The sequence below is a fragment of the Candidatus Didemnitutus sp. genome (assembly GCA_019634575.1).
Classification (GTDB): domain Bacteria; phylum Verrucomicrobiota; class Verrucomicrobiia; order Opitutales; family Opitutaceae; genus Didemnitutus.
The window spans coordinates 3,387,102-3,410,785 of sequence record JAHCAY010000001.1; the positions used below are offsets into that span (position 1 = coordinate 3,387,102).

At 68.3% G+C, this 23,684-nt stretch carries 11 protein-coding genes; 9 read left to right on the forward strand and 2 right to left on the reverse strand.

Annotation, left to right across the window (positions count from 1 at the left end):
- The first annotated feature begins 2 nt into the window (after nucleotides 1–2).
- From KF715_14190 to KF715_14210, 5 genes are all read left to right on the forward strand, one after another.
- A complete protein-coding gene (locus tag KF715_14190) occupies nucleotides 3–6,026 on the forward strand; it encodes a hypothetical protein (GenBank protein MBX3737841.1) in 6,024 nt (2,007 codons plus the stop codon).
- Nucleotides 6,027–6,095: 69 nt separating this feature from the next.
- On the forward strand, nucleotides 6,096–6,665 hold the full coding sequence (locus KF715_14195) for a sigma-70 family RNA polymerase sigma factor (GenBank protein ID MBX3737842.1): 570 nt from the start codon (nucleotides 6,096–6,098) through the stop codon (nucleotides 6,663–6,665).
- Between the two features lie 2 nt (nucleotides 6,666–6,667).
- Nucleotides 6,668–9,184 (forward strand): serine/threonine protein kinase, encoded by a 2,517-nt coding sequence (locus KF715_14200; GenBank protein ID MBX3737843.1) that lies wholly within the window; start codon nucleotides 6,668–6,670, stop codon nucleotides 9,182–9,184.
- A gap of 108 nt (nucleotides 9,185–9,292) precedes the next feature.
- Nucleotides 9,293–11,806, forward strand: a complete 2,514-nt coding sequence (locus KF715_14205; protein ID MBX3737844.1) for a serine/threonine protein kinase — start codon at nucleotides 9,293–9,295, stop codon at nucleotides 11,804–11,806.
- A gap of 15 nt (nucleotides 11,807–11,821) precedes the next feature.
- Nucleotides 11,822–14,329, forward strand: coding sequence for a protein kinase (locus KF715_14210; GenBank protein MBX3737845.1), 2,508 nt, complete (start codon nucleotides 11,822–11,824; stop codon nucleotides 14,327–14,329).
- Nucleotides 14,330–14,345: 16 nt separating this feature from the next.
- On the opposite strand, the gene KF715_14215 is transcribed toward KF715_14210, so the two are convergent.
- Together KF715_14215 and KF715_14220 are read right to left on the reverse strand one after the other, a co-directional pair.
- Complete coding sequence (locus KF715_14215; protein ID MBX3737846.1) at nucleotides 14,346–15,671, reverse strand: thymidine phosphorylase; 1,326 nt, start codon at nucleotides 15,669–15,671, stop codon at nucleotides 14,346–14,348.
- Nucleotides 15,672–15,777: 106 nt separating this feature from the next.
- Nucleotides 15,778–16,311, reverse strand: coding sequence for a hypothetical protein (locus KF715_14220; protein MBX3737847.1), 534 nt, complete (start codon nucleotides 16,309–16,311; stop codon nucleotides 15,778–15,780).
- Nucleotides 16,312–16,439: 128 nt separating this feature from the next.
- Between KF715_14220 and hrpA the strand changes: the two genes are divergently transcribed.
- From hrpA to KF715_14240, 4 genes are all read left to right on the forward strand, one after another.
- Nucleotides 16,440–20,612 carry an ATP-dependent RNA helicase HrpA gene (gene hrpA, locus KF715_14225; GenBank protein ID MBX3737848.1) on the forward strand — a complete coding sequence of 1,391 codons (4,173 nt, stop codon included), beginning with the start codon at nucleotides 16,440–16,442 and terminating at the stop codon, nucleotides 20,610–20,612.
- Nucleotides 20,613–20,851: 239 nt separating this feature from the next.
- On the forward strand, nucleotides 20,852–21,295 hold the full coding sequence (locus KF715_14230; protein ID MBX3737849.1) for a CBS domain-containing protein: 444 nt from the start codon (nucleotides 20,852–20,854) through the stop codon (nucleotides 21,293–21,295).
- The gene (locus KF715_14235) at nucleotides 21,292–21,768 is read left to right on the forward strand and encodes a hypothetical protein (protein MBX3737850.1); all 477 of its coding nucleotides are present in this window, start codon (nucleotides 21,292–21,294) and stop codon (nucleotides 21,766–21,768) included. Before KF715_14230 ends, KF715_14235 begins: the two co-directional genes overlap by 4 nt.
- 69 nt (nucleotides 21,769–21,837) lie before the next feature.
- Complete coding sequence (locus tag KF715_14240; GenBank protein MBX3737851.1) at nucleotides 21,838–23,652, forward strand: response regulator; 1,815 nt, start codon at nucleotides 21,838–21,840, stop codon at nucleotides 23,650–23,652.
- Nucleotides 23,653–23,684: the final 32 nt, after the last annotated feature.

Genomic DNA, 23,684 nt, shown 5'->3' on the forward strand with positions numbered 1-23,684 from the left:
ACATGAATCCGATCTCCCTCCTGCGAACTTACCTGCCTGTCGTGCTGCTCGCCGTCGCGACCACGCTTTTCGGCGCGCCCGCTGCCCGCGCAGCCTTGCCGGTCATTTATGCGTTCAACCAATCCGGCACCGGCACGATCAATGTCGGTGAGAGCGTCACGCTGAACTGGTCCGTCTCGAACGGCGCCCAAGTCTCGATCTCGCCCGATGTCGGCCCGATCACGGGCACCGAGGTCACGGTGACGCCGAGCGCGACCACCACCTACACCCTGACCGCGAAGAATTCGTCCGGCAGCGTTTCCAAGTCGAAGAAGATCACCGTCATCGTGCCGCCCACCGTGAACACGCTCGCCGCCACGCCGTCGACCGTGCTGCCGGGTGCAGCCGTCACGCTCGCGTGGACCGGCACCGGTGCCACCTATTATACCGTCACCACCGATGCGGGTGACAATCTCGGCAACGTTTTCGGCACGAGCACCAAGGTCTATCCGCAGACGAGCACGACCTACACCGTCACCGCGGTGAACACGGCCGGCACGGGCGCCCGCTCGGTCCCGGTCGTCGTTGTTCCTCCCGGCCCCAAGCCCACCATCTCTTCCTTCAGCGCTGCGCCCGCGACGATCGCCGCCGGCCAAAGCACCACGTTGAACTGGTCCGTCAGCAACGCCGATTCCCTCTCGATTTCGCCCAACATCGGCTCCGTCACCGGCACGACCACCACAGTCACTCCGGCCGCCACGACGACCTACACGCTCACCGCCAAGAATCTCAACGGCAGCGTCACCAAGAAGACCACCGTCACGGTCACCGTCGCGCCGCCGACGATCGATAGCTTCACCGCGACCCCGCCCGCCATCGTGGCCGGTCAGAGCAGCACGCTCGCCTGGTCGGTGACGGGAGCGGCATCGCTCTCCATTTCGCCCGGCATTGGCGCCGTCACCGGTTCCAGCATCCCGGTCAGCCCGTCCGACAGCACCGTTTACACGCTCACCGCCACGAACGCCGGCGGCTCGGTCTCCCAGACCGTCGCGCTCGCCGTTTCGCAGCCCGTGCCGCCGCCGACGATCAACTCCTTCGCCGCGCAACCCGCCGTCATCACCGAAGGCCAGGCCAGCACGCTCGTGTGGTCGACCGATGGCGCGAGCGAAATCTCCATCGCCGCCAATGTCGGCGCGAGCCCCGGCATCGTGACCGGCAACAGCTATCCCGTTTCCCCCGCGCAATCGACCACCTACACACTCACGGCGCGCAACGAATCCGGCGCCGTCACGCGCACCGCTTCGGTCACGGTCAATCCGCCGGCGCCCGCGATCACGAGTTTCGCTGCGGCCCCGGTCACCATCTTCCCCGGCCAGAGCAGCCAGCTGAGCTGGTCGGTCAACGGCAACGCCACGCTCGAACTCTCGCCGGACATCGGCGCCGTGTCGGGCAACGCACGCAGTGTTTCGCCGCAAGCCACGACCACCTACACGCTCACCGCCACCAATGCCGGTGGCAGCGACAGTAAGAGCGTCACCGTCAATGTGAGCGCGCCGGTCATCGGCTCCTTCACCGCGACTCCCGCCACGATTGTCACCGGTGATGCCACGACGCTCGCCTGGATCGTCGACGGTGCCAGCGAGGTTTCCATCGCCGCCAATGTCGGCGCGAGTCCCGGCGTCGTGACCGGCAACAGTCACTCCGTTTCGCCCACGCAGAACACCGTTTACACCCTCACGGCGACCAACGCCGCCGGCTCCGTCACGCAGACCGTCGCGGTGACCGTGAAGCCGCCCGCGCCCACCATCAGCGCATTCACGGCCTCGCCCTCGACCATCGATCAAGGCGGCACCGCCACGCTCTCCTGGTCCGCCATCGGCGCCACCACGTTCAGCATCGCCACCGATGTCGGCAACGCCCCGGGCGTCGTCACCGGCAACTCCTTCGACGTCCATCCGTCGGCGACGACCAACTACATCCTCACCGCCGCGAACGAAACCGGCTCCGTCACGGCCAGCGTGAAAGTCACGGTCCTCGATCCGGCTCCGGTCATCCGCTCCTTCGTCAGCGTTCCCAATACCATCACGGTCGGCGAGACCTCGACCCTCAGCTGGGATGTCTCCGGCGCCGCCACGCTCTCCGTCGAGGCTGATGTCGGCGCGAGCCCCGGTGTCGTCACCGGTCCCGCCGGCTCCTACGTGGTCAAGCCCGCGGCCACCACCAACTACACGATGACCGCGACGAGCCCCGGCGGCGTCGTATCGCACAGCTTCACCCAGATCATCGTGAAAGCCGCGACGCCCGCCCCGGTGATCAACTCCTTCGCCGCGAATCCCGCCAGCATCACGCGCGGCTCCGCCACGACGTTGAGCTGGGATATCACCGGTGCCGACAGCATCTCCGTCTCGCCTGGCATCGGCGCGGTCACTGGCACCTCGGTGCCGGCCAGCCCCGCGGCGACGACCACCTACACGGTTACGGCGACCAATGTCACCGGCAGCGTCACGCGCGACGTCGTGGTGACCGTCACCGAGCCCGCTCCGGTGACCGTGCAAATCACGCCCTCGACCGCCCAGCTCAACACCGGTGCCGCGCAAACCTTCAGCGCCACCGTCGCGAACAGCACCAATCAAAACGTCGTGTGGAGCGTCGTCGAAACCGGCGGCGGCTCCATCACCAGCTCGGGCCTCTACACCGCGCCCGCCGTCGCCGGCACCTACCATGTGAAGGCCGTCGCCGCCGCTGACGCCAACGCCTCGGCCCAAGCGACGATCACGGTCTCCGCGCCCGCCGTTCCGGCCCCGACGATCGATTCCTTCACCGCCACGCCGAGCACGATCCAGTCCGGCGGCTCGGCCACGCTCGCGTGGTCCGTGACCGGCGCCGACACGCTGACGATCTCGCCCGACATCGGCGCGGTCACCGGCAACTCGCGCTCCGTTTCCCCGACGGCCACCACCACCTACACGCTCACCGCCACCAACACGACCGGCAGCGTCACGTCCACGGCGACCGTCACGGTCAACGCCTCCACGGGTCCGTCGATCGACACCTTCACCGCCTCGGCCGACAGCATCGAGGTCGGCGAAGCCGTCACGCTCACCTGGACCACCACCAAGATGGGCAGCCTGTGGATGTCCGCCGACGCCGGCGGCGACCCCGGTTCCGTCGCGCCCAACGGCAGCTACGTCGCGCACCCGCAAACCACGACCCGCTACACCATCTCCGGCTGGAACGGTGATATCGGCGCCGTCATCTACAAATCCGTCACCGTGCGCGTCGGCCCGCCGCCGACCCCGACGATCAACTCCTTCGCCGCCTCGCCCGCGACGATCGCCATCGGCTCCTCCACGACGCTGAACTGGTCCGTCGCCAACGCCGACACGGTCACCATCGTCGCCGACGCCGGCACGAGCCCCGGTGTGGTCACTGGCAACAGCCTGCCGGTCTCGCCCACCACCACCACCACCTACACGCTCACCGCCTCGCTCGGCAGCGTCAGCGCCACGGCCAGCGCCACGGTGACTGTCACCGGTCCGACCGCGCCCGTTATCGGCGCGTTCTACGCCCAGCCAGCCTTCATCAAGGACGGCGAGTCCTCCACGCTCCGCTGGACGATTTCGGGTGCGGACCACGTCTCGATCTCGCCCGACATCGGCGAAGTCACGGGTGACAACTACACCGTCACGCCCAGCGCCACCACCACCTACACGCTGAGCGCCACCAACGACATCGGCACCAGCACGCGCACCACGGTCGTCACGATCTACGTGCCCGGCACCGGCAGCGTCACGCACCCGCGCATCTGGGTCACGCCCGCCTCGCTCCCGGCGCTCGTCGCGCGCGCCCAGGCCAACGATCCCGCCTGGATCCGCCTGCGCAACGCCTGCGACACCTACGTCACCTGGCGCGTCGCTTATCCGGACGAGCCCAACGCCAGCAACACCATCTGCGGCGGCTACAACTACTACGACTACGCGCTCCCGTCATATGAGCTCTCGCTCGGCTACATGATCGCGAAGACGGTCGACCCGACCCGCGCTGCGCTCTACGCCGCCAAGGAGCGAGAGGTCCTCCTCGCCCTCTCCGATCCCGTGCATCACGGCTTCACCCTCAAGGACGATGGCTACCCGATCCGCACCTATGTCCCGGCGCTCGCCATCGGCTACGACTGGATCTTCGAGACGCTGAGCGACTCCGACCGCGCGCAGATCTTCACGGAGATCAACCGCTGGATCGCCGACTACGAAGCCGGTGGCTTCGGACGCGGCTACCCGCAAGGCAACTACTTCGCCGGCTACTACGCCGCCAAGGCCATCGGCGCCCTCGCGACCGAAGGCGAGAACCCGATCGGCCCGGAAATGTGGAACGATTGGCTCACCAAGCTCCACTACGGCTTCGTGCAGCCCTATCACCAACAATGGATGAGCAACGGTTCCGCGCCTGACGGCTGGGGCTACGGCAAGCTCGAGACCCTCAACATGCTCCGCCCGCTCGCCGCCGCCTTCACCGCCAAGGGCCTCGACCTCATCCACGATGCCGCCCATCCCCACGACTATCCGGACGGCAACGTCAAATGGGTCGCCCATTTCACTTGGCCCGACATGAAAACGGTCTCTGACCGCGGCCTTCTCTACGATGGCGACAACTTCACCGCCACCGATGCCGACTGGGCCACGCAATACGCCGGCTTCCTTCGCCTCGCCAACGCCAACAACGCCCCGATGGCCCAGCGCTACGCGCTCGACCTCCGCTCCCTGCAGGGCAACAACGCCAGCGAGCCTTGGACCGATATGCTCCTGTTCGACGCCTCCGCGCCGACTGCGAACTATCGCACCGACCTCAGCTACCACACCACCGGCACGGGTGAAGTGGCCATGCGCAGCTCGTGGAACACCGATGCCGTCTGGGCCTCCTTCCAGTCCGGGCCCTACGTCGGTTATCCCGGCTCCGCCGAAGAGCAATTCGACCAAGGCTCCCTCGCGATCCAGCGCGGCGGCGTGCAGTTCCTCGTCAACGCGTGGGGTGCGACGCTCCGCAACACTCCAGGCACCGACGACGGCAACATTCCCGCCAATCTGCCGCCCGATCTTACCGAGAAGGAACGGCAGGCGCATCACGGCGAGGTTTTCAACACCATCTACAACGAAGTCTACAGCACGAGCCTTGATGGCATCGGCAGCCCTCGCCGCGTCTTCAATACCTACTACGCCGTTCGTTCGGCCGGCTACTATGGTCAGGGTGCCTTCACTCCCGGCACGACCGCCACGACGCTGTCGCGCTTCGAAGAGGGCAACGACTACGTCCTCGCGCGCGGCGCCAACCTCGAAGGCATGTATTACAACGATCACCCGATCTCGCTCTGGGATCGCACCGTCGTCTACCTCCGCCCGCAGCTCTTCGTCGTCCACGACCGCACCGGCGTCGACAATCCCAACGCCGACAACTGGATGGCCTGGCACGTCGCCGCTGCTCCGGTCGAGCAATCCGCCGTCGCCGGCACGCACCGCTTCGACGTCGTCGACACGCGCCCCGGCTTCGGTGGCAATCTCTACCGCGGTCGCGTCACCACGGTGCTGCCCGCCGGTCACGTCGTGAAGAACGTGGACGTCTTCGACTACCATAAGGTCTACCGCCTCGAAGTCCGCTCGGGCGCCCCGACGACCAGCAACACCTGGCTCACGGTGTTCGACGCCGCTGCATCCGCCGCGCAAGCCGGCGAGGCCAGCCCGCTCACCGCCGCTTCCGGTGCGCTCTCGACCGCCTCCGCTGAAGGCACGCTCATCCACAACTCGGTCGGCAGCTACGCCGTGCTCTTCAGCAAGAGCGCCACGCCCATCGCCGGCAGCTTCACGCTCACGATCCCGACCGCCGCCACCTACGTCCTCGTCGCGGACCTCGCGCCGAGCACCGGCTACAGCGTGACCGCGACCGTCGCCAACGGCTCCACCACCATCGCCTTCGCGCCCGGTGGCAGCTTCACGACCACGAGCCAGGGCACGCTCAAGGTCAACGTCAGCGCCGCTGGCATCGTCACCACGCCGTAACCTGACGGCCTTTCGGCTAGCCCCGCCCGCCTTGCATGGCGGACGGGGCTAGTCTATTTACAAGGGCGAATGTCTGACTTCACCCACGTGCTGCGCGCCGCGCAGGAGCAGGACCCGCAAGGCGCGGCGCAGCTCCTGCCGTTGATGTATGAGGAGCTCCGCCACGCTGCCGCCCTGAAGCTCGCCAAGCAACCCGCCGGCCAGACCTTGCAACCCACCGCGCTCGTGCACGAAGCCTTCCTCAAGCTCCTCGCCGATCCGACCCGCACCTGGGAAAACCGCCGGCACTTCTTCGCCTCCGCGTCCGAAACCATGCGGCACATCCTCGTCGACCGCGCGCGCCGCAAGGCGGCCGTCCGCCACGGCGGCAAGCTCGTGCGCGTCGATCTCGACGCCATCCAAGTCGCCGCCGACGCCACCGAAGAAAGCGTCCTCGCGCTCAACGACGCCCTCGAGCGCTTCGCCGCGCTCGACCCCGACGCCGCCGAGCTTGTGCGCCTGCGCTTCTTCGGCGGATTCACCTTCACGCAAGCCGCCGAACTGCTCGGCATCTCCGAACGCACCGCCAAGCGCACGTGGGCCTACGCCCGCGCCTGGCTGTTCGAGCGGATCCGGGCGGTCGAAACGCCCGCGTCCTGAAAATGCTCAATCGCGAGCGGCAGATCTTCGACGAAGCCCTGGAATTGCCGGCCGCCGCGCGCGCCGATTTCCTCGCGCATGCCTGCAACGACGACCGCGCGCTGCGCGCCCGCGTCGAGTCCCTGCTCGAAGCCGCGGACACGGCCGGCGGTTTTCTGGGCGGCGACGAGTCCGACGTCGGCGAGCAGATCGGCACGCGCATCGGCCCCTACGTGCTCGTGGAGAAGATCGGCGAAGGCGGTTTCGGCGTCGTCTACCGCGCGGAGCAGGAACAGCCGATGCGCCGCAGCGTGGCGTTGAAGATCCTGAAGCTCGGCATGGACACGCGGGCGGTGGTCGCGCGTTTCGAGGCGGAGCGACAGGCGCTCGCGCTGATGAACCACCCGAACATTGCGCGCGTGTTCGACGGCGGCGCGACACCGGCGGGCCGGCCGTATTTCGTGATGGAGTTGGTCAGCGGCCGGCCGATCACGACGTTCTGCCGCGAAGAACGTCTCGGCCTGCGCGCGCGCCTGGGGATTTTCCTGCAAGTGTGCCGCGCGGTGCAGCACGCGCATCAAAAAGGCATCATCCATCGCGACCTGAAACCCTCGAACATGCTCGTCGGTCGCGAAGGCGACCACTTCACCACGAAGGTGATCGACTTCGGCATCGCGAAAGCCGCACGCGCCGACGGCGACCCGCGCACGCAGTATACGCGGCTCAACCTCTTCGTCGGCACGCCCGACTACATGAGCCCCGAGCAGCTCGACGGCGCGACCGGCGACGTCGACACGCGCAGCGACGTGTTCGCCTTGGGCGCCGTCCTCTACGATTTGCTCGTCGGTGTGCCGCCGTTCGATGTGCGGCTGAACTGGGACGGGAGCACCCCGCCGATGCAACGCCTGCTCCGCCGTCCCGATCCACTCGCGCCTTCCCAACGCCTCCGAGCCTTCGATGTCACCGAGCGCGACCGCCGCGCCGCCGAACGAGGCCAGACCGCGGCGCGCCTCGCAGCCGACCTGAAGGGCGACCTCGATCAGATCGTGCTCAAGTGCCTCGAGTCCGACCGGAACCGCCGCTACGACAGCGCCGAGGACCTCGCGCGCGATGTGGAAAATTACCTGCGCGACGAACCGGTCACCGCGCGCCCGGCCACATTGCGCTATCGCTGCCGCAAATTCGTCCGCCGCAACACCGCGGCCGTGGCGGTGACCTCCGCCGCGGTCCTGGTTCTCGCTGGCGTCGTCGGTTTCTACACCTTCCGCCTCGCCCGCGAACGCAACCTCGCCCAGCGCGCCAGCAAGCGCTCCGCCGCCGTGAGCGAGCTGCTCATGCTCCAACTCGGCGCCAACGATCCGCAGAAGATCTTCGGGCCGAAGGAGCGGGACGAAGCCATCGCCAACGTGCAGCGCGACTTTGCCGACGACCCGGCCATGCAGGTCGAAATCCTCGGCACCACCGCGCGCACCATCATGCGCGGCGGCAAGCGCAGCGAGGCCGAGACCTTGTTGCAGCGCGCCCTTCTGGCCTCGCGCGATCTGCCCGCGCCCACGCCGGCACTCGCCCGGGCGCTGGGGGATATGGCGATTATCTACCGCGAACGCGGCGACTTCATGCGCGCCATTGTCTGCCTCGAACGCTCGCTGAAGGTCGACCACGAACTCGGCCCGGTCGACGGGCTCGACAGCCTGGCCAACACCTACATGGAGCTCGGGCGAAACTACATGGCGCTCGAGCAAGTCGAACACGCCGAGGTGAACTTCCGCCGGGCGCTGGAATTGCGCCACGTGCAATACGGTGCGGAGCACGGGCAGATTTCGACCGTCCTCGGCGACATCGCCGACGTCGAATGGCATCTCGGCAAACTCGCCGAGGCCGATCGCGATTTGCGCCTCGCCTCGGATATGTTCCGGCGCCTCGTCACCGCGGAGCATCCGAACATCGCCTCCAGTTACGTGGCGATCGGCCGGGTCCGCCTCGACATGGGCGATTTCGCCAGTGCGGAGAAATACTTCAACGACGCCATCGTCCTCGATACGCGTCTGCTCGGCCCGAAGGACTGGCGCGTCGCCTCCGCGCGCGGCCGCCTCGGCGCCACCTGGTGCCGCGAGGGGCGGCTCGACGACGCCGAACGCGAGTTGCGCACCGCGCTCGCGATCATGAGCGAGGACCCCACCAACAATCCGACGCACATCGCCGTCACTCAACTCGAGCTGGCCCGCGTGCTCCTGCTCCGCGGCGGCATGGCCGCCGAGGCCGAGAAGCTCCTCCGCTCCGCGCTCGAGATCCAGCGCCGCCGCTATCCGCCGGAAGGCTGGCGCGTGGCGAGCACGAAGAGCTTGCTCGCCGAAGCGCTCCTCCAGCAACGCCGCTGGGCCGAAGCCGAGCCGCTGCTCCTCGCCGCGCACGCGATCCTGCCTGACATCGCCGGTCCGCGCGGCTGGGAAACCAAGGCCACCCGCGAGCGCCTCGCCCGCCTCTATGAGGCGACCGGGGAGACGGAAAAGGCGCGACTCTACCGTCCGTCCTCACCCTGAGCTGAGTTCCGCGCAGGCGCAGGTTGTCGCACTTGGCTTGCGCGGCGCGATCGAAGTTGCGTATCCCAGTGCTCCCGTTGCCACCCATTTCCTGATCCACGCGCCGCCATGCCCAGCCGGGAAAAAGAGCTCTTTGCCGCCGCCTTGGACCTGCCGCCTGCCGAGCGGAGCGGGTATTTGGCCGGGGCGTGCGGCGGGGACGAGGTGTTGAGGGTGCGGGTGGAGGGTTTGCTGGCTGCCGCGGAGTCGGCGGGCGATTTTCTGGGCGGCGACGAAGTGGACGTCGGCGAGCAGATCGGCACGCGCATCGGTCCCTACGTGCTCGCGGAGAAGATCGGCGAAGGCGGCTTCGGCGTCGTCTACCGGGCCGAGCAGGAGCAGCCGATGCGCCGGAGCGTGGCGTTGAAGATCCTGAAGCTCGGTATGGACACGCGGGCCGTGGTCGCGCGTTTCGAGGCGGAGCGACAGGCGCTCGCGCTGATGAACCACCCGAACATCGCGCGCGTGTTCGACGGCGGCGCGACACCGGCAGGCCGGCCGTATTTCGTGATGGAGTTGGTCAGCGGCCGGCCGATCACGACGTTCTGCCGCGAAGAACGACTCGGCCTGCGCGCGCGCCTGGGGATTTTCCTGCAAGTGTGCCGCGCGGTGCAGCACGCGCATCAAAAAGGCATCATCCATCGCGACCTGAAGCCCTCGAACATGCTCGTCGGTCGCGAAGGCGACCACTTCACCACGAAGGTGATCGACTTCGGCATCGCGAAAGCCGCACGCGCCGACGGCGACCCGCGCACGCAGTATACGCGGCTCAACCTCTTCGTCGGCACGCCCGACTACATGAGCCCCGAGCAGCTCGACGGCGCGACCGGCGACATCGACACGCGCAGCGACGTGTTCAGTTTGGGCGCGGTCCTCTACGAATTGTTGACGGGAGCGCCGCCGTTCGATCCGCGGTCGCTACGGGACGGGAGCACGCCGCCGATGCAGCACCTGCTGAAACGGACGGAGCCGCAGGCACCCTCGCAGCGGCTGCGCGCGCTGGGCGATGCGGCGCGGAGCCGGGCGGCGGCGGAGCGCGGGCTGGCTCCGGAGCGGTTGGTGGCGGAACTCAAAGGCGACCTCGACCAGATCGTGCTCAAATGCCTCGAGCCGGCGCGGAGCCGCCGCTACGACAGCGTGGAGAATCTGGCGCGCGACGTGGACAACTTCCTGTGTTGCGAGCCGGTGAGCGCGCGGCCGGCGACGCTGAGGTATCGCGCGGGCAAGTTCACGCGGCGCCACGCGCTGGCCGTGGCGATCAGCGGCGGGGCGTTGCTCGCGCTCGGGGCGGTCGTCGGTTTCTACACCTACCGCCTCGCCGCGGAGCGCGACCTCGCCAAAAACGCCGCGCGGCGCGCGGAGGGTGTGAGCGCGTTGCTCATCGCGCAGCTGGACTCCTCCGACCCCTACCATGTGCCGAAGCCGGACGAGCAGGCCGAGTTGCTGGCCCGGGTGCGGACCGATCTCGCGGCCGATCCAGCCGCACGCCTCGACATCCTCAGTTCCGTGGGTCGCGTGCTCTTGCGCCGCGGGCAGCACACGCCGGCGCAAGCCGTGCTCGAAGAGGCGGTGGCGGCTGGGCGCGAGGTCGGACATCCCTTGCCCTATTTCGGACAAGCCTTGAACGACCTCGGTGTGCTCCATCGCGAGCGTGCCGACTTCGGGACCGCGCGCCGCTTTCTCGAGGAAGCGGTGCGCGTGCGCCATCAACTCCTCGCGGAAGTGGGACCCAACGACGAAGCGGTCTCCTTGGTGGAGCTCGGGCGCACCTGCATCGCCGTCGACGAATTCGAACGCGCCGAGTCGCTCTACCAGCGCGCACTGCACCTGCGCCGGCTCGCCTACGGGAGCGAGCATCGCGAAGTTGCCACGAACCTCGACGACGTGGCCGAAGTCGAGTGGCTCCTCGGGCACGTGGACAACGCAGCGATCTTGGCGCGCCAGAGCCACGAGATGTTCGGGCGCACGGTGGGGAAGGAGCATCCGAATTTCTCCACCAGCGAGGTTTTCCTGGCGCGGGTCTGCGCGGACGCCGGCGATCTCGCAGGTGCCGAGGAGATGGCGCGCGATGCGATGGTGCGGCTCCGTCGAGTGCTTGGCCCGCGGCACTGGCGAACGGTGCGGGCCGGCGGATTTCTCGGCGTTGTCTGGCGCCTGCAAAATCGTCTCGATGAAGCGGAGCAGGCCGCCCGCGACACGGTCGGGCAACTGCGAGATCTTCCCGCCGTCGATCCGACCTTGCTCGCGCAAGCCGAATGCGAACTCGCGCACGTGCTCCTCCAGCGGGCTGACGGTCGCGGCGCGGAGCCGTTGCTGCGCGCCGCACTGGCCCGACAGGAGAAGGCGTATCCGGCAGCGAGTTGGCGCCTGGCCGTGACCCAAAGCCTGCTCGCCGAAGCGCTCCTCCAGCAGCGCCGCTGGGCCGAAGCCGAGCCGCTGCTCCTCGCTGCGCACGCGATCCTGCCCGACATCGCCGGCCCGCGCGGCGGGGAAACCAAGGCCACCCGCGAGCGCCTCGTCCGTCTTTACCAAGGCATGGGCAAACCGGAGCTCGCCACGCCGTTCGCTCCGCGCCAGTCCTGAAGTTGCTCTGCGACCATGCGCAATCGCGAACACGAAATTTTCGGAATCGCCTGCGAACTTCAGGGATCGCAACGCGCCGCGTTTGTCGAGGAGACGTGCGGCGAGGACGGCACGCTGCGGGCGCGCGTGGAAGCGCTGCTGGCGGCGGCCGATGCGGCCGGCACCTTCCTGGGTGGGGACGAAGTGGAAATCGGCGAGGGCCCCGGAACGAGGATCGGACCCTACGTGTTGGAGGAGAAGCTCGGCGAAGGCGGCTTCGGCGTCGTCTACCGGGCCGAGCAGGAACAGCCGATGCGGCGCAGCGTGGCGCTCAAAATCATCAAGCTGGGCATGGACACGCGGGCGGTGGTGGCACGCTTTGAGGCGGAGCGGCAGGCGCTGGCCTTGATGGACCACCCGCACATCGCGCGCGTGTTCGACGGTGGCGCGACGCCGTCGGGCCGGCCGTATTTCGTGATGGAGCTGGTCAGCGGCCGGCCGATCACGACGTTCTGTCGCGAAGAGCGACTCGGTCTGCGCGCGCGGCTGGGGATTTTCCTGCAGGTCTGCCGCGCGGTGCAGCACGCGCACCAGAAGGGCATCATCCATCGCGACCTGAAGCCCTCGAACATGCTCGTCAGCCGCGACGGCCAGCATTTCGTCGCGAAAGTGATCGATTTCGGCATCGCCAAAGCCGCGGGCGGGCGCGGCGTCGAGCCCACTTCGTTCACCCGGCTCAACCTCTTCGTCGGCACGCCGGCCTACATGAGTCCGGAGCAGCTCTACGGCGCCAGCGGCGGCATCGATACGCGCAGCGACGTCTTCAGCCTCGGGGCCGTGCTCCACGAATTGCTGGTGGGGTTGCCGCCGTTCGATCCACCACCGCTGCCCGACGGCAGCACGGCGCCGCTGCAACATCTGCTCCGGCGTCCGGCACCGGTGCCGCCCTCGCAGCGCTTTCGCGCACTCGGCGATGCGGCGCGCCTCCGCCTGGCCGCCGCCCGCAACCTCTCGCCGGCGAAACTCGCCGCCGAACTGCACGGCGATCTCGACCAGATCGTGCTCAAGTCTCTCGAGACCGACCGGGCGCACCGCTACGACAGCGCGGAGGATTTGGCCCGGGATATCCTGAACTTCATGCGCGACGAGCCGGTGAGCGCGCAAGCCCCCACGATGGCCTACCGCTGCGCGAAGTTCGTGCGCCGGCACACCTCGGCGGTGCTCGCGGTGCTCGCTGGCTTCGCGGTGCTCGGGTCCCTCACCGGATACTACGCCCATCGTATCGCCGCCGAGCGCGACCGCGCGCGCTTGTCGGCGCAACGCGCCGCGCGCGTCAGCGGGCTGCTGACCGGCCTGCTCGCCGCGCCCGACCCGTTCCGGGCGCCGACCAAGGGCGACCCGATGGCCGGATTGTTTGCGAGCACGGTGGAACAGGCGAAACGCGAGCTGGCGGACGAGCCGGCGCTGCGCCTCCAGGTGCTCGCTGCGGTCGGGCGCGTCTACCTCCGGCTGGGCAATCATCGGGAGGCGCGCGCCGCGTTGACCGAGGCGCTCGCCACCGGCGTGCGCGACGAGAACTACACCGACGCTCTCGTGCAGATGGGCGTGCTCGCCCGGGAGGAAATGGATTTCGGCCCGGCGAAAGACTATCTCACCGAAGCACTCAGTCGCCATCGCGCCGTTCCCAACGCGGACCCGCTAGCTCTCACGTTGATCCTGATCGAACTCGGCCGTGTGCAGCTGGCACTCGACGAGTTCGAGACCGCGGCGGAAACGTTTCGCGCCTTGCTGGAGATTCATCGCAAGTTCGGCGGCGAGGAAAACGATGTGGCGGTTACCTGCTTCTGTCTCTCGCAGGCGCTTTGGTATCAGGGCCAACTCGCAGAGGCGCATGCCTACGGGATGCGAGGCTACGAAATCACCCGTCGCGTATTGGGCGGCGCGCATCCGAACACTGCTTTGTCGCTGGCCGGCCTCGCGCTGACCGAGCGCGAGTTGGGCGACTTCGCCGCCGCGGATCGGCGCTATGCGGAAGCGCTGCCGATTCTCCGTCAGGCCCTCGGTTCCCAGTGGCGCACGGCGCGGCTGATGGGGCAGATCGCCGGTCTGCGCTCGCGTGAAGGGCGTCTGGACGAGGCGGACGCGCTGCTGCGGGAAGCGCAGGGCATGGCGCAGGCGAACGCCGAGGATGCCCGCATCCTCGAACCGGATCTGAAAATCGAGGCCGGGCGCGTGCAGGTTTTGCGGCACGCCGGCGCGGCGGCGGAACCGCTGCTGCGTGACGCCTTGGTGCTCTTGCGGCGCTCTTATCCCGAAGGCAGTTGGCGCGTCTGCGCGGTCAAGAGCTTGCTCGGCTCGGCGCTGACCGATCTCGGACGTTACGCCGAGGCGGAGACCTTGTTGAAAGAGGCGGAACGCGGACTGCCGGTCATCGCCGGGCCGTGCGGAAACGAGACGGCCCCGAATCGCGAGCGCCTCGCACGCCTGTATGCCGCCTGGGGCAAGACCGACCTCGCCGCGCGCTACGCGCCGCCGTCGCAATAGCCCAGGCGGCGGCGAATCAGGAAATCAGGTCCTGCACCAGCGGCTCCTGCGTCGGCGCGGTGGCCGCGAACTTGATGCCTTCGCGGATGAGCGCCTCGGCGCGGGCGGCTTTCTCGTCGTCGTTCACGTGCAAGGTGCAGAGGCGCGTGCCGGGCGCGACGGGTTCGCCGATCTTGATCAGGTCCGCGATGCCGACGGCGTGGTCGACCTTGTCGGTGACCGCGGCGCGGCCGCCGCCGAGCGCCATGATGGCGTGACCGCACTTGAGGGCGTCGACTTCGCTGACGAAGCCGCTCGCGCCGGCCGGCGCAGTGACAGCATAGATGCGCTTCGCCGTCGGGAGAATGGTGTAGTCGTCGACGACGCGCGGGTCGCCGCCCTGGGCGATGCACATCTCGCGGAATTTCTGGAGCGCGCTGCCGTTGGCGATGGCGGCTTCCATTTTCTTCTGCGCCTCGGCCTCGTTTTGCGCGACACCGGCGAGGATGAGCATGTGGCCGGTGAGCGCGTAAGTGACTTCCATCAGGTCGGCCGGGCCGCGGCCCTTGAGGCATTCGACGGATTCGATGACCTCCGTCGTGTGGCCGGCGCAGCGACCGAGCGGCTGGTTCATCGCGGTGAGGAGCGCGCGGACGGGTTTGCCGCCGGCCTTGCCGGTGCCGACCATCGCGCGGGCGAGCGCGAGCGCGTCGTCCTTTTTCTTCATGAACGCGCCCTTGCCGAACTTCACGTCGAGCACGAGCGAGTCGATGCCTTCGGCGAGTTTCTTCGACATGATGCTGGCGCAAATCAGCGGGATGCATTCGACGGTGCCCGTGACGTCGCGCAACGAGTAGAGTTTGCGGTCGGCGGGCACGACTTTCGGCGTCTGGCCGATCATGGCCATGCCGACTTTTTGGAGGATGGCGCGGAATTCCGGCACGTCGAGCTGCACGCGGAAGCCGGGGATCGCCTCGAGCTTGTCGAGCGTGCCGCCGGTGTGGCCGAGGCCGCGGCCGGACATCATCGGCACGAGCACGCCGCAGGCGGCGGCGAGCGGGGCGAGGATGAGCGAGACCTTGTCGCCGACGCCGCCGGTGGAGTGCTTGTCGACCTTGGCGGCGGGGAAATCGCGGAGATCGATCACGTCGCCGGAGCGCATCATGGCGTCGGTCAGCCACGCGGTTTCCTGGGGCGTCATGCCGCGAAGGAAAATGGCCATCAACAGCGCCGTGGCCTGGTAGTCGGCGAACTGGCCGTTCACGACGCCGGCGGCGAAGAATTCGATCTCGTCTTTGGTCAGCGCGGCGCCGTCGCGCTTCTTGATGATGATGTCTTGGGGGAAGAACGCAGCCTTGCTCATGGGGCGGCGAGTGAACCGCAGTATGACGCGGGCGTCGAGGGGGTTTTAGCCCGGCTCGTCGGCCGGCCGCATTGTCACCTAATAGGTGACACTTTCGGCGGCGCGCTCAACGGCCGTTCAGCGCCTCGGAGATCGCGGCGCGGTGGCGGCGGTAGAACCACGCGAGTCCGCCCTGATAGAGCGTGCTCACGAAGATGAGCACGGTGCAGACGAGAAAGTTCATCGTGCGCAGCAGGAGCACGCGGTCCGTTTCGACGTCGAGGCCGCTCTGCTTCAGCTGCGCGTCGATCTGGTCGCGCGCCTCGGCCGGCAGCTCCGCCCAATACGTCACAGCGTTGAAATGCTGCAGTCGCCACAGCACATAGCCGGCGATCACGGTGTAGAGGCAGCCTTGCGCACCGAGCAGCCATTGCAGCCCGCCGAGATCGCGGTCGCGCAGGCGCTGATGCCCGTGCCATTCCATGCCGCCCGCGACGAGGGCGAGGAGCGAGAAGCCGCACATGATCCAATCCTGCTGCGTGCCGCTGACGAGGAGACTCGCGCCGGCGCAGACCAGCACGCCGAGCGCGTCCGCGCGCGCGACGCCCAGCACCTTTTCGAGGCGTTGTTCGGGTAGGAGCGGCGGTGTGACGCGGGACATGCGGACCGTCATCGATGGGCGGCGCCGTCGTGCCTGCCAAGCGCGATATTGGTCCGGCGGGCGGCCGGGAGCCGATTTTTCATGCCTCGACGCGGCAACGTTCGCGCTTTCACTCTGTCTGTTCGCGCATGCCGCCGCCACGTCCTCAACCGAGTTTTCGCATCGAGTTCCCGCCGGAACTGCCGATCAGCGCGCGCGCGGACGAAATCATCGGCCTGCTGCTGAAACACCAAGTCATCGTGCTCGCGGGCGAGACCGGTTCGGGCAAGACGACGCAGATTCCCAAGATGGTGCTCGCCGCCGGCGGCGGCACGCGCGGCAAGATCGCGTGCACGCAACCGCGCCGCGTGGCGGCCGCGTCGGTGTCGCGTCGCGTGGCGGAGGAGCTGAACGTCGATTGGGGCAAGGAGGTCGGCTGCAAGATCCGCTTCGCCGACCAGACGTCGGCGCAGACGGTCGTGAAGTTCATGACCGACGGCATGCTGCTCGCCGAGCTGCAGGGCGACCCCGAGTTGCGCGAATACGACGCCATCATCGTCGACGAGGCGCACGAGCGTTCGCTCAACATCGATTTCATCCTCGGCCACCTTCGCCGGCTGCGTCTGCGCCGGCCCGATCTGAAAATCGTCATCACCTCCGCGACGATCGACACGCAGGCGTTTTCCGACGCGTTCGACGGCGCGCCGATCGTCGAGGTTTCCGGGCGCACGTATCCGGTGGAGGTGATTTACGCGCCGCTGGAGGAATTGGGCGCACCGAAGGACGGACGCGAAGCGGCGGGCCCGGCGATCCCGCCCCATCAGCCCGATCGCAACGACGAGTTCACCTACATCGACGGTGCGGTCGAGGCGGTCGAGCGCGTGCTGCGCGAGAGCGCGGACGGCGACATCCTCGTGTTCCTGCCGACCGAGCGCGACATCCGCGAAGTCACCGACCAACTCGAAGGCCGCCGCACGCGCGCCATCGAGATCGTGCCGCTCTTCGGTCGCCTGACCAATGCCGAGCAGCAACGCGTCTTCGCGCCCACGCAGAAGCGCAAGATCGTCGTCGCGACAAACATCGCGGAGACGTCGCTGACGATTCCCGGCATCCGCTTCGTCATCGACACCGGTCTCGCGCGCATCAGCCGCTACGTGCCGCAAAGCCGCACGCGCCGCCTGCCGGTCGAGCCGGTGGCGCAGAGCAGTGCCGACCAGCGCAAGGGCCGCTGCGGCCGCGTCAGCAACGGCGTCTGCATCCGTCTCTACTCGGAACAGGATTTCAACGAGCGCCCGCGTTTCGCACAGCCGGAAATCCAGCGCAGCAATCTCGCGGACGTCATCCTGCGCATGAAGGCCTTCGGCCTCGGCGACATCGAGGAATTCCCCTTCCTCAACGCGCCGCCGGCGAAGGGCATTCGCGCGGGCTACGCGCTGCTCCACGAACTCGGCGCGATCGACGATTCCGGCGTGCTCACCGACCTCGGCCGCGACCTCGCGCACTTGCCGGTCGACCCGACGGTCGGCCGCATGGTGCTCCAGGCGCGCGAGGAGAAATGCCTGGCCGAGGCGCTCATCATCGCCGCCGCGTTGAGCATTCAGGACCCGCGCGAGCGTCCGCTCGATGCGCAGCAAAAAGCCGACGCGGCGCACCGGCGCTTCACGCATCCCGACTCGGATTTTCTCACGCTGCTCTCGATCTGGGAGGCGTATCACGACGACTTCGAGACGATGACGCTCGGAAAGCTGCGGAAATTCTGCACGGCGCATTTCCTGTCGTTCATGCGCATGCGCGAGTGGCGCGACGTGCATGCGCAACTCATCGACACGATCGAAGGCGGCGAAGGTTTCGAGGACACGTCGGTCTTCGACGGCACCGGCGCCGATCCGCGCGATAGCGGCCGCGCCGCGCGGCGCAAGGCGGTGGCGACGCCCGAGTCGGTGCGCGATCTCGTGCCCGGCACGCCGGGCTACCGCGCGATCCATCGCTCCATTCTCGCCGGCTTGCTCGGCAACATCGCCACGCGGCTCGACGACGGCACGTATCACGCCGCGCACGATCGCAAGGTCGCGGTGTTCCCCGGTTCGTCGCTTTTCGAGAAACCGCAGCGCGAAAAAGTCGTCGCGCCGCGCAAGGAAGGACCCCCGAAGCCGAAGGTCGCGCGCTGGCTCATGGCGTCGGAAATCATGGAGACCGGCCGCGTCTACGCCCGCACCTGTGCGCGCATCGATCCGACCTGGGCGCTCGATCTCGGCGCGCATTTGCTGCGCGTGGCGCACAGCGAACCGTTTTGGAGCATCGAGAGCGGCCGTGTGCTCGTGAAGGAGCGCCGCCGCCTCTACAACCTCGAGCTCGACACGCGCTCGGTCGGCTACGGCAAAATCGATCCACGGCACGCGACGGAGATTTTCATTCGCGAGGGACTCGTCGGCGACACGGTGACGTTCCCGCTCGACTTCATCGCGCACAACCGCCGCGTGCGCGAGCAAACCGAGAGCGTGCTCACGCGCCTGCGCGCGGCGGGTTACATGAACCTCGACGAGGCGCTGTATCGCTTCTACGCGCGGCGATTGATGCCGGAGAGCTTGGCAGGCCGGGTGCGACCGCCGGGCGCGCCGACGAACCTGGCCGAAGCGGCGGGTCCAACGCCCCCGCCTTACCAAGGCATCTCGAGCGTGCCCGAGCTCGTCGATCACGTGCGGCACCGGCAGACGACCGAGCCGAAGTTCCTCTTTCTCGGCGAGGACGACCTGAAGCCGCAGGTCGAGGAGACGCACGACCACGGCGCGTTTCCGGAGCAGCTCCCGCTCGAGAACCGCGCACTGCCGCTCAACTACGCCTACAAGCCCGGGCAGGACGACGACGGCGTGACGCTCCGCGTGAATCTCGACGAGGCCGCCGACCTTTCGCCCGCGACACTCGATTGGGCGGTGCCCGGGCATGTGCGCGAGAAGATCGAGCTGATGCTGAAGGCGCTCCCGAAGGAGCAGCGCCGCACGCTCATCCCGCTCGCCGAGACCGCGCAGAAAATCGCCGGCGAAATCCAGCTCATCGCCGCGCGTTCGCCGCAGCCCACGCTCGCGCAGGCGCTGGCCGAGGTGCTGACGCAGCGCCTCGGCGTGCGCATCGATCCGCGCGGGTGGGATGCGAAAACGCTGCCCGATCACCTGCGCGTGCGCGTCGAGGTTTTGGACCGTCGCGGCGCGGTGCTCGGGGCGAGCCGCGACCTGGCGGAATTGCAGGCGCAGCTCGGCACGAAGCAGCGCGAGGTCAGCCAGCGCGCGGCGAAGGCCGACAACTCCGCTTGGCGCGCGGCCCGGGAGAAGTGGGAGAAACCGCCGGCGGACAGCTGGAAGTTCGGCGACCTGCCCGCGGCGGTGGTGGTCAGCGAGCAGGCCGGCGTGCCGGTGCTGGCTTATCCGGGTTTGCAGGCGAGCGACGCCGGTGTGGCGGTGCGGTTGTTCGCCACGCCCGAGGAGGCGCGCGCGGCGACGCACGGCGGCATGCGGAGGTTGCTCGAGACGGCGCTGCGCTACGAGCTCGGCTGGCTCGAGAAGGACCTGCGCGACTTGCGCGCGATCGGCACGCTGGCGGTGACGCTGGCGCCGCTGGAAAAATTGCAGGCCGACGCGCTCGAGTCGATCCGGCGCTGGGTGACCGAGGGCGCGAGGATCGGGCGGGCGCGGGCGAGTTCGCTGCCTGCGGGGAGGCTCGGCGAGGACGCCGCGCCCTACCTGACGACGGCGGATTTCGAGCGCGCCTGCGGCGACGCGAAGGCGGATTTGCGCGGGCTCGTGCCGAAGCTCGTGGACTGGCTGCGCGAGACGCTGACGCTGCGGCTCGCGCTGCAGACGCACAAGACGCCGTATCCGGGCCTGGAAAACGATCTCGGCGCGCTGCTGCCGCCGGACTTCCTGCGCCGCACGCCGTTCGCGCGCGTGAAGGAGCTGCCGCGCTACCTGAAGGGCATGCAGGCGCGCGCGGAGCGTTGGAAGCGCGACCCGGCCAAGGACGCGTCGCGCGCGCGGGAGTTGCAGCCGTTCGTGCAGGCCTTGGCGCGGCTCGGCGACCGGGCAGGGGAGTTCCGCTGGCTGGTGGAGGAGTTCCGCGTGAGCCTGTTCGCGCAGGAGCTCGGGACGGCGGAGCCGGTTTCGGCGGTGCGATTGGAAAAGGCGTTGCGCGATCTCGCGGCCGGCAAGGACGGCGAGCCCGCGCCGGCTTTCGCCGCGGCGCCGGAGAAGCCGAAGGTGGCGGTCCCGTTGCCCGCGAAAGGCAAGACGGTGCTCAAGAGTTTCGGGGCGCTGGGAAACTTGCCGCGCTGAGCCGCTGGCGGCGTAGGGGTGCAGCGGCGTTCATTACGTATTACGTAATGTTCCGCGGCGAGCGACTGGGCGCCGCGCGCGATGCTTTGGGGCGCATGGCGCGAGATCGCGGGCGGATACTCCCAGGGGAGTGGGCATGCTCGGAAGAGCGAGATGCACTGCGGACGGCGTGTCGTGGCTTTGAGATTGCCGGTGCGCCGCCGGCCGGTAGCTTGCCGCGCAACCCCACCCCAAAACGCATGAATACCTCGATTGCGACTTTGCTGGAACACAAGGGCGCGGCGGTTCGCTCGGTGGCCAGCACGGTTTCGGTATCTGACGCAGTGAAAGAGATGAACCGCCACAAGATCGGCTCGGTGCTCGTCATGGACGGCCCGCGCCTCGCCGGCATCTTCACCGAGCGCGACGTGCTCACGCGCGTCGTCGCCGCCGACCTCGATCCGAAATCCACGCCGATCTCGCGCGTGATGACCGCCAACGTCCTGACCATCGCGCCGGAGACGACCATGCAGCAGATGATGGACACGTTCTCGGAGAAACGCTGCCGTCACATGCCCGTGGTGAAGGACGGCAATATTCTCGGTCTCATTTCCATCGGCGACGTGTCGCGCTGGGTCGCGAACTCGCACCGCGCCGAGGCGGAATCGCTCCGGCAATACATCGGCGGCGGACTCTCGGCGTGAGACGGGGAGCGGCGGGCCTCGTCTTGCTGGCGTGGGCCGCGCTGGCGTTGAGCGGTTGCTCCGTGGTGGTCGCCACCGGCGTCGCGGTCGCGACCGTGACGGCGGCCACCGTGAAGACGGCGGGCAAGGTGACCGTCGCCACCGTGACGACGACCGGCAAGGTGGTGTCGTCGGCGGTGACTTCCTCGGGCGACGTCGCGTCACTGTCGATGGAGTCGGCCGCGAAGCTGGCGCGCACCGGCATGGTCGTGGCGGTCGACGCGAGTTCCGGCACGGTGACCGAGCTGCCGTGGCAGGAAGGAATGCGGCTCTACTCGACGACGCAGGGCGGCCAACTCGGGGCCGCGTATGAGGCGGCGACGATTTTTCGCGGCAGCAAGCGCATCGCGGCGGACCTGCGCCGCGTGCGGGCCGGCCTGGAGGATCACGAGCTCAAATCCGGCGACGTCGTGGAACTGCGCCGGCGTGCGTAGGATTACCTCGGACTTTGGGGTAGGGGATAGAGCTTAGGCATATTCCCTTGCCGCCGTTTCCGGCGAAAAGTGTTCTTGCAGGACATGGCGGGAGAGCACCACAGCCTGACGTCGCTCGAGGCGGCGCGCACGATCGAGTTTCGAGTGGAGGCCGAGCTCACGCGGATGCTGTATCGCTCGGCGGGCTTCGGGCTGTTTTCGAATTTCGTGCTCGCGGCCATCCTGGCGGCAGGTGTCTGGAATTATTTTCCGCCGCACATCACGATCGCGTGGCTGGCGGTGATCTTCGCGCTGTCGTGCATGCGCTTGGCGACGAACCTCGCCTTCGCCCGCAAGGGGCGCGCCGACGGGGAGCTCGGCCGGTGGCGCACGGCGTTCGTCGTCGAGCTGGCCTGCGCCGGCGTCGCGTGGGGCGTGGGCGGCTGGTTTTTCATCGTCGCGGACGGCATCGTGCCGCGCTGTCTTGCGGCGTTCATCATCGCGGGCATGAACGCAGGTGCCGCGCGGTCGCTGGCGCCGGTGCGGCCGGCCTACTGGCTCTACGTCGCGACCACGCTCGGGCCGGCGGTGGTGCGGTTCGGCACGGCGAGCGAACCCGGCTCGTGGATGCTCGGGGCGATCACGTTCACCTACGCGCTGTTCCTCATCAACACCGCGCACCTGCACCACGCCGATCTGGCCAAACTCTACCGGCTCATCTTCGAGAACGACGAACTCGTCTCGACCCTCAGCGTGGCCAAGCGCCGTGCCGAAGCGGCCAACCAGGCGAAAAGCGAATTCCTCGCCACGATGAGCCACGAGATCCGCACGCCGATGAACGGCATCCTCGGCATGCTGCAGCTGCTGGGCGAGTCGCGCCTCGATGCGGACCAGCGGCAGCACGTCGACGTGGCCAACAAGTCCGCCGACACGCTGCTGCACCTGCTCAACGACATCCTCGACCTCTCCAAGATCGAGAGCGGCAAGCTCGAGTTCGAGGACATCGAGTTCTCGCCGCGGGAGGTGGCCGCGGAGGTCGTCGCGTTGTTCGGCACGCGGGCCCGGGCCAAGGGCCTCGCGATCAAGTTCGAGGTCGATCCGCAGTTGCCGGCCTGCCTGCGCGGCGACGCGATGCGTCTGCGGCAGGTGCTGCTCAACCTGATCGGCAACGCCGTGAAATTCACCGAGCGCGGCCAGGTCGCCGTGGCGCTGGAGGTCGCGAGGATCGAGGGTGGATTCGCGGCGGTGCGTTTCCGCGTGCGCGATACCGGCATCGGCATCGAGGCGGCGCTGTTGCCGCGGCTGTTCGAGAAATTCACGCAGGGCGACAGCTCGATGACCCGCCGCTACGGCGGCTCGGGGCTCGGGCTGGCCATCTCGCAGAGCCTCGTGCGCGGCATGGGCGGCGAGATCGAGGTCGAGAGCACGCACGGGCGCGGCAGCGAGTTCACCTTCGAGCTCACTTGGCCGCTGGTCCATCGCGCGACGGTGGTGCCGGCCCTGGCGGCGAGCGAAGCCGCGCCGATGCGCTTCGCCGGCCGCGTGCTCGTGGCGGAGGACGATTGGGGCAACCAGAAGGTGATCGCGCTGATGTTGCACCGCCTTGGCGTGGAGGCGGTGTTGGTCGACAACGGCGCCGATGCCGTCGCGCGTGCCACGGAAGGCGGCTGGGCGCTCGTGCTGATGGACATGCAGATGCCCGGGATGGATGGCACGGAGGCGACGCGGCTCATCCGCGAGCGACTCGAGGGCCGGCCGCTGCCGGTCGTCGCGCTCACCGCGAACGTGCGGTCCGAGGATCGCGAAGCGTGCCTCGCGGCGGGCATGAACGATTTCCTGACCAAGCCGGTGCGGCAGGATCAGCTGCGCGCGTGTCTGGCGCGGTGGCTGCCGCCGGCGGTTTGAGGTGCGGTTGCGGGGTCGCGGTTGCGCAACGG